Source organism: Enterococcus sp. AZ048, from assembly GCF_051715125.1.
GTDB lineage: Bacteria > Bacillota > Bacilli > Lactobacillales > Enterococcaceae > Enterococcus_A > Enterococcus_A gilvus.
This window is the reverse complement of the sequence record NZ_JBIOTD010000002.1, coordinates 575,417-589,686: the sequence shown is the minus strand read 5'-3', so window position 1 is coordinate 589,686 and position 14,270 is coordinate 575,417. Positions and strand designations below refer to the sequence as shown.

Below are 14,270 nucleotides of genomic sequence, written 5' to 3'. Positions count from 1 at the left end.
AAATTCCTTCTATATAATAGTAGCAAACTTTCAGGCAGAAAAAAACTGCTGGTACGAAACCAGCAGAGAAGAATCAAAATAAGTACCGGATAAAAAAGAAAATACATAAGAGAAAGAGGAAGACAGATAGTGTTAACCAAGACTTTTGTTTGATCCAAAGAAATTTCCCGTAACAAAATGCAGCGGCAGCACCCGTAAAGAGACTGATCAGATCCATGTATTCGCCATGCTCGACCACGCGAGCAAGCATCAGGATACTGAAAAGTATCAAACTAAAAATTCCTGAAGTAGCTAGTGCTAGATCAGTACTGGTTTGTTTGCGATCTTTTTCCATGTGATGCCCTCCATTCAAATAGATTTGTTGGTTGAACTAATTTTTTACTTAATTACGAGTTAATTCCTTCTATAATTTAAGTTTTCAATCTCCTTAAATAAAGGGAAAACCGTTCAATATAAGTTTTGGTAGTTGTTTTCATTATAAATGAATCCGATTACAATGTCACGCTGTAAAGAACTTACTATTTAATAAAATAGTTATTTTTTGGGATCGTTCCTCTTTTTGGTCTCATTCACTGAATAGTAGTGTATACTAGATGGGAACATTTGAAGAAGGACGATTGAATAGGAGTGAAGAGGTGTGACAGAATTTTATTTTGTCCGACATGGGAAAACAGAGATCAATGCGGAAGGGCGTTTCAATGGTGGGACAGTCGACTCCCCGCTGATTGCTTCTGGTGTAGAAGCGACAAAACGAATGGCGCAGCATTTGAAAAACGTGCGCTTTGACCGTGCGCTGTCTTCTCCGCAAATGCGGGCACAAACGACGGCGAAGATTATTTTAGCGGCGAATGATTCCCCGGTAGAGCTGACAGTCGTAGAGGGTCTGCGGGAAATGCGGTTAGGAGATTGGGATGGTGAGAAGATCGATCGAATCACGGCGACCTATCCAGAGGATTTGAAAAATTATCGGACACGCCCAGATTTGTTTGATGCACAAAAATTTCATGGGGAAACCTATGAGCAATTGATCGCTCGCAGTACGGCCGTCATTCACGAAGCGGCGAAGGCCCATCCAGAGGAAAAATTATTGGTCGTCAGTCATGGAATCTTATTGATGGCACTGCTAAATACGTTAAAGGGTGCGCCACTTGCTAAAATTCGGGAAAGCGGCATCGTTGATAATTCAAGCTTGACGCGTATGACGTATTCGGAGGCAGACGTGCATTTCGATGTGTGGGGACAAACCTTCTAAAAAGTAAAATGAGTAATAATGAAGAAATGTCCGCCCATTTTTGATCATGTAAATAAAAAGGGATGTTTTACGAAAGATAATAAACTTTTTTATATCCTTCAAAAAGAACTAAGGAATATTTTGAAAGTGTAATCCAGAAAAATCATGTGATTTTTATAGTTATTTTTGGAACGATATATTTCATTTGTATGACAAAAAATGCTATTTTTGTTTTCGGTAAATAGCGGTCGAATCGATTAATTTTTGCTTATAAATGATCAATTAAGAGAAAATTAATATTCGATACTTCTCTTTTTCTAAGAATCAACCGCCGACAACTTATAAATAACTTTTAAAAAACTCTTTGATGTGTTCATTCAAAGTGTTTTTTTATTTTGCGAGCAAAGGGTCTTTTAAGAGATAAAAGAACGTTTTTATGTTTTAAGAGGGCCTCCTTTTGAGGCTTAGAAGCCACAAAAAAGCCCTTCGCCGAATAGCAGGAAGGGCTCTCATTTTATTCTAATGAATGGATCTGTCGGCTAATTTGCTATCAGATCTTTTCGTTTTGGGCGGTAGGTCATCTCGATCATTGTTTCCTGATCCTCTAGTGGCACCGAAGCGTCTGTCAAAAAGTATTCGTAGCTTCGGAAGGTAAAGATGCCGTTCTCTTGCTTGATCGCGTCGATCAGGCCTTCATAAGAGTCCGCCAAATCTTCATAATCGCCAACGTACAAGGTGCGTACGGCTTGATAGCTTGGCAGCTCGTAACTTTGAAATTTTTCCGTTGAAGGGATTTCTTTGTCAATGGGAAAGCCGATCTCGATACTCAAGAGTTCATCTCGCGGCTGCCCTTTATCGTCTAAGTTCAAATAGGAAACAAACGGTGTTCCTACGAGCTCAGCGTCGTTTTTTTGAATGTATTCTAATAGTTCGACAAAAGAGGTTCCGATGAAATTTGGAATGTGCTCACGTGAGAGGTGAGTGGACATCGAAACGATTATTTGCGCAGGTTTGGTGATCTTCTCAATTTGCATGGTTCTCCCCCGTTTCATAAACGCCTACGCTGATTGTAACAAGGAATGAAATCGAATACAAATGGGAACCCCTTCTAATCCCCCTCAAAAGCCTGTACCTGCCCGTGTTTATTCAAGTAATTGAAGAAGAGAGGGAAGAGATCGACATCTGATTTATCTAGTCGATCCTTGGCTTCAAGCCGCTGCCATGTATTCGCAGAAACGGCTTTTTCCATCCGCTTTTTGGCTTGCTCGAAGGTAGGCTCTCGCCGATAAACGACACGAGTCAACAGCTCGCCTTTTGCGTATAAGTAACAATAGTAGTATCCATCCTCAGGCAAGATCCCTACGAAGGTCTTGTTTTGCATGATCTGGATCAATTGTTTGTTGCGGCGTAAGAAGCGCTGGACGGTCAAGTAATTGTTCCACCATTGATGCGAGGATTCGTAATCGTGTCGCGCACTCGCTGCCTGGACCCGCTCATCGATTCGTGTCAATAACGCCGTGGATTGCCCTAAAAGGGTTTCCTTGATCTCTTGGATGCGCAAGTCAAATTCTGCTTCAGGACTGATCTCACGATAATCCTTGACGATTCCTGCCACGTACTTCAAGGGTCCGTCAAGGCGGTAAACACTGCTGATGATCTGCTTTAATTCTTGAATTTTGCTTTCTTTGAAAAATGGACCGATCACTAAACCTTTATCGGACCATTCATTCAAGACCTTCAAGTAGGGTGCCTGGTCAGTAAATTGAAAATAGCCATAGCTTTCGTAATGATTCATCACACGATTGTATCGAGGACGTATCTGATGAATCAAATGGCATTCTAATAAGAGAGCGTCGAATTCTGTATCGGTCAATTCAACCTCCACATCGTCGATCCAGCGGACCATTTCTTGCACTTTTCTAGAATGCTGACTGTTTTTAATAAAGTAAGAACTCACACGTTGTTTTAAATTTTTTGCCTTTCCGACGTAGATAATTTTCCCCTGCGTGTTTTTCATCTTGTAAATTCCAGGTGTTTTCGGTAGGCTTCTGATTTTTTCTTTTAGCAATTGATCACCTCGTTTGTTCGAATGGACAAAAAAGATTTCTAAACGACTTTTAAAAAGGTGGTTGTGGAATCTTTTTTTTAACTATTCGGAAAATAATTGAAAAATAGGGCATTTTGGTCTAAATCCGTAAAAAATAATCTAAAATATCAAAAAATAGGAATCGTTAACAATGACCGCCCATTTCTATTGTGTTATAATTAATTACGTTAAGAAAGCAATGAGAGAGAGAAACGGAGAGATGTTAAATGTCAAATAAAGTTTTAACCAGACGTGAACGACGTCAGCAAAAACGACAGAAGACCACTAACTATCGCTATCTTAAAAAGGGGTCTGCTGTCGTAGGTACAGCATTAGTGACGGTTTCGGTAGCGGCACCATTACTAAATACGCATAAAGTTGAAGCCGTTGAAGGAAAAACGACAGCCACTACGTCAAATGTTGACCAAAAAGCGTTTATAAATGAAATTTCTAGTCAAATCAAACCGTTAGCAGAAAAGCATGACCTTTATGCTTCGATCATGATCGCGCAAGCCATTGTAGAAAGTGACTGGGGAAACAACGAATACGCACAGGCACCTTATTACAATCTATTTGGTTTAGAAGGTCAGTATCAAGGCCAGTCAGCAATGCTAGACAAAAAGGATTCTGGAAACGGTCAAACCGAAAAGAAAGAATTAAAAAAATACGGTTCATATAAAGAAGCGATCCAAGATTACATCGAGATCATCAAAACAACTTCTCGCGACGGCAACGAAAACTACTTCAGCGGAACTTGGCGCAGCAATGCGAAAGATTACCAAGCTGCAGCAGCAGCGTTAGCCGGACGCTTAAACGAAGATCAAGGCTATGTTCAAAAATTGGTTTCAACGATTCAAGAACACGACTTGACTAGCTATGATGCTACACAACCTGTGACACCGCCAGTTGCACAACCGGCACCAGCAGAACAAGCGGCAACAGCGGCACCAGAACAACCAAATGAATATACGGTTCAATCTGGCGATACAGTTAATTCTATCACGGATCAATTCGGAATCGGTGTAAAAGAGTTTACGGATTGGAACAAGATCGATAACAGCACGATTTATGCTGGACAATCTGTGATCGTTGGAAATGGCGCAGTCACACAAGACGCTGCACCTGCACCGCAAGCAGCACCTGTGGAAACTGCACCGGTTGAAAATGCAACACCGCAAGCACCAGCAGCGGAACAACCAGCAGTCAACACCACTGCTTCAACAGATGTTTCAACATTGGCATCAACATCAGATATCGCTCAACCGCAACCAACTTCAGATGCACCTGCTCCAGCAGAGCAAGCACCGGCAGTGAAGCAAGATCAGCCAGCGCCAGCACCTGAAAAACAAGCGGTTCAGAATGATCAAGCCGCACAACAACAAGCGGCAGCACAAAAACAACAGCAAGAACAAGCTGCGCAACAAGCCGCTCAACAACAACAAGAGCAGGCAGCACAACAGCAAGCGGCGCAACAACAACAAGAACAAGCTGCACAGCAACAAGCGGCACAACAGCAAGCGGCACAACAGCAAGCGGCACAACAGCAAGCGGCGCAACAACAGCAAGATCAAGCCGCACAACAACAATCAACTGATGCTACACGTGGTCAGCAAGTTGTGAACGAAGCGGAGAAATATATCGGCACACCTTACGTATGGGGTGGAAAAGACACCAGCGGCTTTGACTGCTCAGGTCTTACTCAATATGTATACAAACAAGTAACTGGAAAAGACATTGGTGTTTGGACTGTGGCCCAAGAATCATCAGGTACACAAATTTCAGTTGACCAAGCGCAACAAGGGGATCTATTATTCTGGGGCGACAAAGGATCAAGCTACCATGTAGCGATCTCAGCCGGAGGCGACCAATACATTCACGCACCACAACCAGGTGAAAACGTGAAATACGGTTCGACTCAATACTATTCACCAGACTTTGGTGTCCGCGTATACTAAACTAAAAGAACTAAGGATATCCAAGAAAACTCCTGCAGACGGTGTTTACTTGGATATTTTTTTGTCGTTTAATAGAAACAACAGTGTTTATAGTAAAAAGAAATAGCGATAGAAATGAGTGATAGCTATGAGAAGAAAACAATTAGAAACAGAGCGGCTTTATTTTTCCTTTTGGTCAGAAGAGGATAGTCAATGGGCGGAAAAACTTTGGGGGAATCCCAATGTGACGAAATTTATAGCGCAGAAGGGGAACCTGTCGAAAGAGCAAGTCGCTCAGCGCTTGCAGCTGGAGATCGATAGTCAGGCGACTGCCGGGTTTCAATATTGGCCGATTTTTCTAAAGGATGGCGAAAAATTCGTCGGCTGCTGCGGGCTCCATGCCTACGATTTAGAGAATCATGTCGCGGAACTCGGCTTTCACTTAGTCCCTGATGCATGGGGAAAAGGCCTTGCGAAGGAAGCGGCAGCAGCGGTCATTGATTATGCAAGATCAAGCACCGACTTGACCGCACTATTCGCCGGCCACCATCCAGAAAATCAAGGGTCCGCCAAGGTGCTGAGCAAACTCGGCTTCCAATTTCAAGGCAACCAGTATTATGAACCCACTGGACTAGATCATCCTTCATATTTGTTGAAATTCTAAGGGAACAAGGGAAAAGCAGCTTATCGATTCAAAAAGCCTCGAATCATTTTTCTGATTAACACGTACATTTCTGAAAATAAACAGGAGGAGTTTATTAATTTTGCGCATATTTTGGTATAATTAAGCGAATGAAGCGGATACAAAAAGAAAAATAATGATTTGGGGTGGAGAATATGGCGAATCGAGCACCGCAATGGCGGTCCTTTCTTGCGAATTTCGGCATGCGATCGAAGAAAGCTGCCGCTGATGTCGTCCTACATGAGCTGGTGGTCTCATTCAAAGCGGTCCCTGCGCCGAACATTCTTCAGCATGTCAAAATAAAAGAAGCAGCCCAATGGGAAGTGTATGGCAGCGATGTTTTCAGAGGGAAGACGACGTTGAAAAAAGAAGAGATGAAGCGTCTTTTAGTCGATGAATTGTGTCTCAAGGATGATCAGGTGTATGTGGTGGAAGCCAACGCCAACTAAAAAAGACCTCTGAGGGTCTTTTTTAATTGAAGAAGGCTCATTGGAAGAACATCCAAGAACCGATGGCTATAAAGGACAGCGCGAGAAGATAAATGAGGACACTGGAGCAGAGAATCACGATTTTCCCATTTTCACTAAGGAGTCCATCTTTACGAAATAGGTAGAAGACTTCGTACTTGTGAAAAAGAAAAACACGGCCCGCAGCGATTCCAGCGATGATTCCAAATACAAGTAGAAAAACGGAAAGGCTTATGACTGACGTACGTTCCAGAAAAATACAAGAAGAAAGCAAAGCAGCATAGACATATTTTTCCAAAATAATCACCTAATTCTTTTATAGTTCTTTTCTACATATAGTATACGAGATAAACGAACAGCAAAGGCATTCTGATTTTTTACAGTTTGGAAAAAACTAGGGTCAAACAAAAACGGCAGCGCACTCTCTCGATGCGTTGCCGTTTGTTCTTCTACTATTTATGCGATGGGGCAGACAGATTTTTCTGTCGTGGTGCCGACGATGATCGTGTTCGCATAGATTTTTTCGATGATTCCTGTGACTTCCTCACCGTAGCAATCGATTGTCGTGATCGTGTTGCCAATAACTAATTCCATCTATAATCATTCCCTCTCTGAAGCCATGCTACCATTGAAAGGGAAATCATTCTCTTCAAATATGTTTAGGAAAACGAAATAATGTATAACCCGTTTTACTTGTTATTTTCTCAAGCTTGATTCGGCAGACGAGAAATTCCTAAAAATTTCATTGGATTCACGACTTATTCCGCCAATGATCGGCGAAATCGTTATAATGAACATAGTATACAGGAGAGTCCCTCCTTGAATCGAGGTGTTTTTGTGAAACCAAAGGACGAAAAGAAAGAATTAGTCATCAAAAAGCAGACCATTCCCTTACCTTTAAACGGGGCACTATCACCGATGCTGGCTGAACGGATCGCCGGCTATCCTGAAAATCGCCGCCGTCCAGTAAATAAAACCGTCTTTAGAAATGAGTATTTTCAATTGACCTATGATACAAGAAAACGGTCCATGGCGATTTCGTCAAGGGGCGATCTTGTCTATTCAGCGATCCCTTACGACACTGCGCGAAATTATATTCAGCGGGCATCGATCCAGTATTTGCTCCATCCAGAGGAAATTCGACGCTATATCGAGCTGCACCAATCGACGATCGAAAAGTATTTGACGTTGAGTATTTTTCAAGTGACGGGGAACCAAGTATCGGAGACTTCCTTTGAGGTAAAGCAAGCCTACAAGGCGATCCTGCAAAATCCGTTACTGGAGATCCAAGTCGCGGGGCGATTGATGCAGCATGATGAGACAGGGCCGTTGTCGGCAAACCTGGCGGGGAAATTCCTCTTTAGTGAAAATGCCAAAACTGGGATCGCCGGGTATCTTTCGGAATATTTGAAGTTTGTTGTCCAAGCAGCCAATTCGTTGCCTTTAATGATTGATGGCAAAGAAGTACAGTTCTTAGAGACGGGGGAAGAAAATCAGCAGTTGATCGATCAGGGATTGACGATCCATTCAGATATTGACTCGGCGTTGTCCTTGCTGCCGCAGGAGGTGAAGCAGGGATTGGAGAACGCGCTGGTGGTGGCAGATTCTGCTCCAGTGGTCAATACCCAGCCGCTGTTACGCTCAGAATATGGCGAGGAATTGGCAAGGACGCGGGAGAATTACATCGCGCACAGTGTTCCACCCGACGAGGCGGAAAAATATTTCACCAATGTTCATTCCACGGAGAATCGAAATTTGATCAATGTAGTGTCTGACGCCCACGTGAAGGAGGGGCCGCTGCCTTTTACCAATCGACACTTCAACATTATGGCGGGAGATATGTCGGATTCTCATCTCACGGAGGAAGAAATCAAAGGAATCTATCTTCTGGGAAATCACGATCTAACCGATGCATTGCCGGAGACGACCGATTTTACCGATGCGAAGTGGCAAAAGTGGGAACCCTTTTTCAACTATGAGTGGTTCAAGGAGCTGCATCGGGAGCCGGATGAAGCATGGTATTTGCTGCCTACAGGGGATCACGATTTTTACGAAGCGGTGAAGTCAGAGATCGCTCCGCGTTTTCCGAAAATGACTGTGTTGAATAACGAGAGCCTTGTTTATGAAGGGGTTCGATATATTGGATTAACCCTTCCTGTCGCTTTAGTCCAACGAAAAAAGGAGCAGCAGCGCTTCATTCTGCGTACACTAAAAAACTTGTTGGGCGCAGACAAAGAGACGCCCACAGTGATCGTGAGTCATGCACCATTATTCAATGAATTGAGTCTGCTGCCAGAAACGAGTGACGCCTACAACATGGAAAATACCTGCGGGGAACCAGAGATAGAGAGGCTATTCGCCCAATACAACATTATCGGCGCGATCCACGGGCACCACCATATTCCCGCGTCCTCACGCCGATTTAAGAAGACGGCGTTTGCGGGCAAACGATTGTTTGTCGTGTGTTCGATCTATTCGAAGGTGAATACGGGGTTTGAATTAATGAGTTTGCTTCACGAAACAGAAATGAATAAATAGAAAACAAACTTCCTTGATTGAAGAGAGCCAGCTTCTATCAAGGAAGTTTGTTTAGTGAAAAAGTTAAGCGATAAATATAATTTGAGTAAAAACCGGTAAAAAGACATTTGGAACGGGAATTCGTACTTTTTTTCGTCGCTTTTTTAGAACTCGGAATTCCGAAAGTTGTATCGAAATCACAGAAATTAAGGATTGGTAATAAATGTGCTTTTTTAGCAGAAAAGACCGATTATCTATGGGAAAATGGTTAAAAGTGAGGATCAAACGTGGAGTAAACAGAATCTAGTAGAAGTTTTGAGCTTGGAAAATAGGAAATAAGAGAAGGTGGTATAGGATGAAGGACGTAAAGATTATTTTTTTTGATGTGGATGGTACATTGATTGATATGGAGAAAAAACAAATTTCAGAAAAGATGCTGGCGACTTTGAGAGCGCTTAAAGAACAGAATATTGTTCTTTGCATTGCGACGGGGAGAAGCCCGATCGCGCTGCCTCAGTTTGAAAATCTGACTTTTGATGCTTTTTTGACCTTTAACGGGTCTTATTGTTTTAACCAAAAAGAGAGTATTTATAAAAATCCGATTCCGCAAAAGGATGTGGGGCAGGTTGTTGAAAATGCGAAGGCGCTGAATCGTCCGGTAGCGATCGCTACGAGTGATAAAACCATTACGAATGGCGAAGATGTGGATTTAATTGATTATTTTGCATTCGCTCATCAACCGGTAATTGTATCAGAGGACTTTGATGCGACGATACAGAAGGAAGAAATTTTTCAATTAATGCTAGGCGCTCGCAAAGAAGAGTATGCGGAAGTAATGAAGCATACGACGGATTCGAAGATTACGGCTTGGTGGGATCGTGCGGTAGACATCATCCCAACTAGCAGCGGTAAGGGTACTGGGATCAAGGAAATGCTGGATTATTATGGCTTTGATAGAGATCAAGCGATTGCATTCGGCGATGGGAATAATGACATTGAGATGCTTGAAGCCGTTGGCTGGGGATTGGCCATGGACAATGCGTCTGAGGATTTGAAAGAAATCGCGGATGAAGTCATCGGTCATGTGGCCGAAGAGGGCATCTACCATTTTTGCTTAGAAAAGGGCTTGATTGGGGACGATCAGTTCGGATAGATTGGCGAAAGCAAAATGACTTTTTTATGGGGGATATGCTTTGTGAGGAGAGCGTGCTATTGCAGTTTGATCATTCTACTTCGCTACGAACCTATAAAAAGCATGGATAAAGTGGTGAGCCTCGGTGATGACAGTTCACTCTGTCATTCCGGGGAAGATTTAGTAATAGTTGAAAGACCTTGCCGCTTACGTATGGAGCGGCAAGGTGTTTTTGGTTAATCATCTGTAGACTGTTTCTTAATCTTATCGCATACGTATTTTGTGAGAACCGGCTTTTTCCCAAAAAGAAGGCTGCTATGAGAAAATTAAACGAAACTCATGCTAAAGCAGGTGGCTGGCTAAGTCAATTAAGGGGGTAGTCGTTTCCATTTACAAACGTCGAAAAGCCTTATAGGGACGGCCAACCTTGGTATAAACAGTCTCTGCTTTTAATTGTTTCGTTTGTTCCAAATGACTGATGTATTTTCGTACTGACACGTGGGACAGGCCGCATTGATCCGCTAACTCTTGGATCGTAAAGGGCTGATGGATGTCATGAATGACCGTCAAAATATGAGTTAGCGTATCTACAGACAAGCCTTTTTCCAAGTCATCGGAAGGGGCGGGTGCTGCTTGTTTGAAGAGTGAGTCAAGGGTCGCTTGATCGACCTCGATGCCTTCGAGGCGCTGCTTTTTTTCTTGGAACAAGGCGATACTTTTTTTAAATCGTTCAAACGTGAAGGGTTTGATCAAATAGTCGATAACGCCAAGGTGCAGTCCTTCCTTGACGCTGGGCGCTTCGTTGGCTGCGGTGATCAAAATGACTTCATGGTTCGTTTGGTTCATCCGCAGTTTTCTCAAGATGTCCAACCCGTTGCCATCCTTTAAATGAATATCTAGTAAGATCAGCGCGATTGTTTTTTCTGCTAACAAATTTTCCGCATCTTCGACTGTTGCGGCGGAGTAGAGGGCTTGAAAGAGCCCCATTTTTTCTAAATAGCTGCGATGGATGAATTCCACCATCGGATCGTCTTCGATAATCAGCACGTTCATGTCGATTCTCCTTATTCTTGATACGTCGTTTCTAAGCAAATGGAAAGGGTTTGTTCGTTTGTCACCAGTTGAAATGTTCCTTGCGCATCTTCAATGAGCTGCGAGAAATAATTCTCGGTGAAGACAGACTCGAGGGTCCGTACATCGGCTTCTTTCAATTGAATATGATAACAGGTTTTCAGACGTTGTTCACGATAATCGATCGCCATGATGATCTCGTCAGGTAAATGACGCAGCAGGAGCGCGTGATGGATGTAGCGATAGACGTTGATCAAATGTGTCGTTTGCTCCTGGTTTGCGGTATTCGGGATTTCCGGCGAGATTTCAATTAAAAGCTGGGTCTTTCGTTCCGCAAATTTTTCCCGTTCTCCAATGAAGAAACCGGCAATTACTGGATTTCTTACCAGAAGGGAAAGACGATGAGAAAATTCCTTCTCAGGCTTCAAAATATCGTTCAAATAAATCTTCAGTTCGTCATAGCTTTCCAAATCCACTAAGCCGTAAATGACATGGAGCTTATTCATAAACTCATGAGACTGGCTTTGCAGGGCGGAAGCGTAAGCCGTCGTATTCGCCAATTGGTCCGTTACAAATAACGATTCTGTCGCGTTTCGTAAGAAGAGGATCGAACCGACCCGCTTTTTATGAACAGAGATCGGAGCGACTGAAAACAGATAATCCTGCCCGTTTTGGCGATAGAGCTGCTGTACGGAGCGGGTGAAGTCGATTTGTTCTTTATCCAATAGAAGCTGATCAATCGTTTTGCCCGTCAAGGAATCCGCCGACCCGCTCAATTTATGATACATCTCGTTAGCAGCGATATTTGCTAAATTGATGGTATCGTCGGTATCGATGACGACCACCACGTCTTTGGTCTCGTCGAGCATCGCATTTCGTTCCGTTAGCAGACGGGAGATCTCTTTTGGCTCCAAATTCAGTAGTTGCTTCTTCAAGTAATACGCAACGATCGATGCAACGATCAATCCGACGCCGATGCTGACCAGCAGTGCGATCGTGTATTGCTGGCGTGAATTTTCGACTAATTGAGTCAAGGAATCGAGTTTGATCCCCAGAGCAATCACGCCGATCTGTTGATCCTTCTCAAAAACAGGCACAAAGCCTCGCAACGATCTGCCTAAGGTGCCTTCACTTATCGAGACGTGGGATTTTCCGTGAAGCGCCTTTGCTTCATCCCCGCCTTCAAAATGTTTGCCGATCTTCGTTTCATCTGGGTGGGTCAATCGAATCCCCTTCATATCCATCAGTACGATAAAGTCCATCTGATGGATCTTGGCGACCTCTAAAGTGTAGGCCTCCGTTTTTTCGGAAAAGGCATTCTTCTGTAATGTTTGCCGAACAGAAGGTTCTAAAGCCAATTGCTTGCCGACAGACAGCAGTAGTTCTTCTTCTCTTTTTTGAACGATCTTCGCGTCCTGGTATAAAATCACACTATAAAGTACGGTGTTGGTCACTAGGAGCGTGGCGATAAAAATAATAGATAGCAAAGCCCACAGGCGTAGTCCTTTTTTCATTGTTTGTTCCTCCGAAATAAGTATAGCATGGGAGTTCTTTCGTCGTTCGCTTAAATTAATTGAGTTACTTAAATAAGTTGAATAATCTATCGAAGGCGTTGAAAACCGATTATGCTGAAAGCGGAAACAAATGAGGAGGAGAAACAATCATGGAAAAAAATGTTCAAAAGCCCAGTGTGAATCTGACCCATCCGAAGTCGAGCGAGAAGGCGCACTCTTTTCTCGAAAAGTGGATGGACGTTAAAGTAGGGTCTGTCCCGCTGCCGGTATACGTCGTGCTTTCAGCAGTGATCTTCGTGACGGGGATGGCGCAGCAGCTGCCGGTAAATATGCTGGGGGGCTTCGCAGTCATTTTAACAATGGGATGGTTATTAGGGACGATCGGTGGAAATCTGCCCTTTGTCAAAAACTTTGGTGGACCGGCAATTTTATCTCTTTTAGTTCCGTCGATCTTGGTATTTTTCAATTTGGTCAACCAAAACGTATTAGCTTCTGCGAACATCTTAATGAAGGAAGCCAACTTTTTGTATTTCTACATTGCTTGTCTTGTTTGCGGCAGTATTTTGGGAATGAACCGCAAGATGCTGGTACAGGGCTTGATGCGAATGATCGTACCTATGATGGTAGGGATGATCTTTGCGATGGGTGTCGGGACACTTGTGGGAGTGCTGGTTGGGTTTGATTGGCAGCACGCTTTGTTCTACATCGTTACACCCGTTCTTGCTGGAGGAATCGGAGAAGGCATCTTGCCGCTATCGATCGGATACAGCGCAATCACTGGAGTCGGAAGTGAGCAATTAGTGGCGCAATTGATTCCGGCAACGATCATTGGTAATTTCTTCGCGATCATGTGTTCCGCGCTGCTTTCGCGCTTTGGCGAAAAACGTCCAGAATTTTCTGGTCAAGGACAGCTAGTCAAAGTTGGCGACACTGATGACATGGCGGATGCATTAAAAGAAGACAATTCACCGATCGATGTCAAATTAATGGGGGCTGGCGTATTGACGGCGTGTACCTTGTTTATCGCCGGCGGCTTGCTGCAGCATTTTACCGGATTCCCGGGACCTGTATTGATGATCGTATTGGCCTCTTTGTTGAAATATTTGAACGTTGTGCCAAAAGAAACTCAACGCGGCTCAAAACAATTGTACAAATTTATTTCTGGAAATTTCACGTTCCCATTAATGGCTGGATTGGGCCTGCTGTATATCCCATTGAAAGATGTGATTGGCACACTTAGCTGGCAATATTTCATCGTGGTGATCAGTGTTGTCTTCACGATCATCGTGACCGGCTTCTTCATTTCACGCTTTATGAACATGAATCCTGTCGAAGCAGCGATTATCTCTGCCTGCCAAAGTGGCATGGGGGGAACCGGTGACGTGGCGATTTTAAGTACTGCGGATCGTATGAACCTGATGCCATTTGCGCAAGTAGCGACACGCCTAGGCGGAGCCATCACCGTGATCGTGATGACCGGTGTCTTACGGATGATCTTTTAAGAAAGCTCGAAAAATAAACACAGTAATATTAAACTGAAGAAGGATTTCAGTTCCTCTTTCCGCAGGATTATTAGTGGTATGGGAATAAAGACATCAATCCGAACAAGGGCAGCAAAGTATAGAGGAATGACATA

Annotated in this window: 14 protein-coding genes; 7 read left to right on the top strand and 7 right to left on the bottom strand. The window is 43.5% G+C overall.

From position 1 onward, the window contains the following. Positions 1 to 73: 73 nt before the first annotated feature. A complete protein-coding gene (locus IGI66_RS16640; RefSeq protein ID WP_438849651.1) occupies positions 74 to 334 on the bottom strand; it encodes a DUF6442 family protein in 261 nt (86 codons plus the stop codon). Between the two features lie 303 nt (positions 335 to 637). Between IGI66_RS16640 and IGI66_RS16635 the strand changes: the two genes are divergently transcribed. After that, the gene (locus IGI66_RS16635; protein ID WP_438849650.1) at positions 638 to 1,252 is read left to right on the top strand and encodes a histidine phosphatase family protein; all 615 of its coding nucleotides are present in this window, start codon (positions 638 to 640) and stop codon (positions 1,250 to 1,252) included. A 518-nt stretch (positions 1,253 to 1,770) separates the two neighbouring features. On the opposite strand, the gene IGI66_RS16630 is transcribed toward IGI66_RS16635, so the two are convergent. Together IGI66_RS16630 and IGI66_RS16625 are read right to left on the bottom strand one after the other, a co-directional pair. Further along, on the bottom strand, positions 1,771 to 2,265 hold the full coding sequence (locus IGI66_RS16630; RefSeq protein WP_438849649.1) for a GyrI-like domain-containing protein: 495 nt from the start codon (positions 2,263 to 2,265) through the stop codon (positions 1,771 to 1,773). 74 nt (positions 2,266 to 2,339) lie between these two features. Then, positions 2,340 to 3,248 (bottom strand): GIY-YIG nuclease family protein, encoded by a 909-nt coding sequence (locus IGI66_RS16625; RefSeq protein WP_438849648.1) that lies wholly within the window; start codon positions 3,246 to 3,248, stop codon positions 2,340 to 2,342. A 296-nt stretch (positions 3,249 to 3,544) separates the two neighbouring features. Here IGI66_RS16625 and IGI66_RS16620 point away from each other — a divergent pair, with 296 nt between their 5' ends. From IGI66_RS16620 to IGI66_RS16610, 3 genes are all read left to right on the top strand, one after another. Beyond that, positions 3,545 to 5,272 (top strand): NlpC/P60 family protein, encoded by a 1,728-nt coding sequence (locus IGI66_RS16620; protein ID WP_438849647.1) that lies wholly within the window; start codon positions 3,545 to 3,547, stop codon positions 5,270 to 5,272. Between the two features lie 127 nt (positions 5,273 to 5,399). Beyond that, on the top strand, positions 5,400 to 5,915 hold the full coding sequence (locus IGI66_RS16615; protein WP_086304561.1) for a GNAT family N-acetyltransferase: 516 nt from the start codon (positions 5,400 to 5,402) through the stop codon (positions 5,913 to 5,915). Between the two features lie 173 nt (positions 5,916 to 6,088). After that, the gene (locus IGI66_RS16610) at positions 6,089 to 6,382 is read left to right on the top strand and encodes a hypothetical protein (RefSeq protein WP_086304563.1); all 294 of its coding nucleotides are present in this window, start codon (positions 6,089 to 6,091) and stop codon (positions 6,380 to 6,382) included. A gap of 37 nt (positions 6,383 to 6,419) precedes the next feature. Here the strand turns inward: IGI66_RS16610 and IGI66_RS16605 are convergent, their stop codons facing one another. Continuing rightward, the gene (locus IGI66_RS16605) at positions 6,420 to 6,707 is read right to left on the bottom strand and encodes a porin (RefSeq protein WP_086304565.1); all 288 of its coding nucleotides are present in this window, start codon (positions 6,705 to 6,707) and stop codon (positions 6,420 to 6,422) included. 149 nt (positions 6,708 to 6,856) lie between these two features. After that, positions 6,857 to 6,994: a hypothetical protein gene (locus tag IGI66_RS16600; protein ID WP_010778596.1), complete on the bottom strand. Its 138-nt coding sequence runs from the start codon at positions 6,992 to 6,994 to the stop codon at positions 6,857 to 6,859. A gap of 225 nt (positions 6,995 to 7,219) precedes the next feature. Here IGI66_RS16600 and IGI66_RS16595 point away from each other — a divergent pair, with 225 nt between their 5' ends. Next, positions 7,220 to 8,938, top strand: coding sequence for a metallophosphoesterase family protein (locus tag IGI66_RS16595; protein WP_438849646.1), 1,719 nt, complete (start codon positions 7,220 to 7,222; stop codon positions 8,936 to 8,938). Positions 8,939 to 9,272: 334 nt separating this feature from the next. Continuing rightward, a complete protein-coding gene (locus IGI66_RS16590) occupies positions 9,273 to 10,070 on the top strand; it encodes a Cof-type HAD-IIB family hydrolase (RefSeq protein ID WP_438849645.1) in 798 nt (265 codons plus the stop codon). Positions 10,071 to 10,439: 369 nt separating this feature from the next. Here IGI66_RS16590 and IGI66_RS16585 read toward each other — a convergent pair whose 3' ends face one another. After that, positions 10,440 to 11,102, bottom strand: a complete 663-nt coding sequence (locus tag IGI66_RS16585) for a response regulator (protein WP_010778593.1) — start codon at positions 11,100 to 11,102, stop codon at positions 10,440 to 10,442. 11 nt (positions 11,103 to 11,113) lie between these two features. Further along, entirely contained in the window at positions 11,114 to 12,634 is a 1,521-nt protein-coding gene (locus IGI66_RS16580) for a Spo0B domain-containing protein (protein WP_438849644.1), read from the bottom strand. Positions 12,635 to 12,867: 233 nt separating this feature from the next. On the opposite strand from IGI66_RS16580, the gene IGI66_RS16575 reads away from it, so the two are divergent. After that, a complete protein-coding gene (locus tag IGI66_RS16575) occupies positions 12,868 to 14,136 on the top strand; it encodes a 2-hydroxycarboxylate transporter family protein (RefSeq protein WP_086305400.1) in 1,269 nt (422 codons plus the stop codon). Positions 14,137 to 14,270 lie beyond the last annotated feature (134 nt).

Excerpts from the sequence above, each read along its gene's own strand:
- IGI66_RS16575 (WP_086305400.1), top strand. The coding sequence starts at position 12,868 with ATGGACGTTAAAGTAGGGTCTGTCCCGCTGCCGGTATACGTCGTGCTT.
- IGI66_RS16630 (WP_438849649.1), bottom strand. The coding sequence starts at position 2,265 with ATGCAAATTGAGAAGATCACCAAACCTGCGCAAATAATCGTTTCGATG.
- IGI66_RS16590 (WP_438849645.1), top strand. The coding sequence starts at position 9,273 with ATGAAGGACGTAAAGATTATTTTTTTTGATGTGGATGGTACATTGATT.
- IGI66_RS16610 (WP_086304563.1), top strand. The coding sequence starts at position 6,089 with ATGGCGAATCGAGCACCGCAATGGCGGTCCTTTCTTGCGAATTTCGGC.
- IGI66_RS16615 (WP_086304561.1), top strand. The coding sequence starts at position 5,400 with ATGAGAAGAAAACAATTAGAAACAGAGCGGCTTTATTTTTCCTTTTGG.
- IGI66_RS16640 (WP_438849651.1), bottom strand. The coding sequence starts at position 334 with ATGGAAAAAGATCGCAAACAAACCAGTACTGATCTAGCACTAGCTACT.
- IGI66_RS16625 (WP_438849648.1), bottom strand. The coding sequence starts at position 3,248 with ATGAAAAACACGCAGGGGAAAATTATCTACGTCGGAAAGGCAAAAAAT.
- IGI66_RS16620 (WP_438849647.1), top strand. The coding sequence starts at position 3,545 with ATGTCAAATAAAGTTTTAACCAGACGTGAACGACGTCAGCAAAAACGA.
- IGI66_RS16600 (WP_010778596.1), bottom strand. The coding sequence starts at position 6,994 with ATGGAATTAGTTATTGGCAACACGATCACGACAATCGATTGCTACGGT.
- IGI66_RS16585 (WP_010778593.1), bottom strand. The coding sequence starts at position 11,102 with ATGAACGTGCTGATTATCGAAGACGATCCGATGGTGGAATTCATCCAT.
- IGI66_RS16580 (WP_438849644.1), bottom strand. The coding sequence starts at position 12,634 with ATGAAAAAAGGACTACGCCTGTGGGCTTTGCTATCTATTATTTTTATC.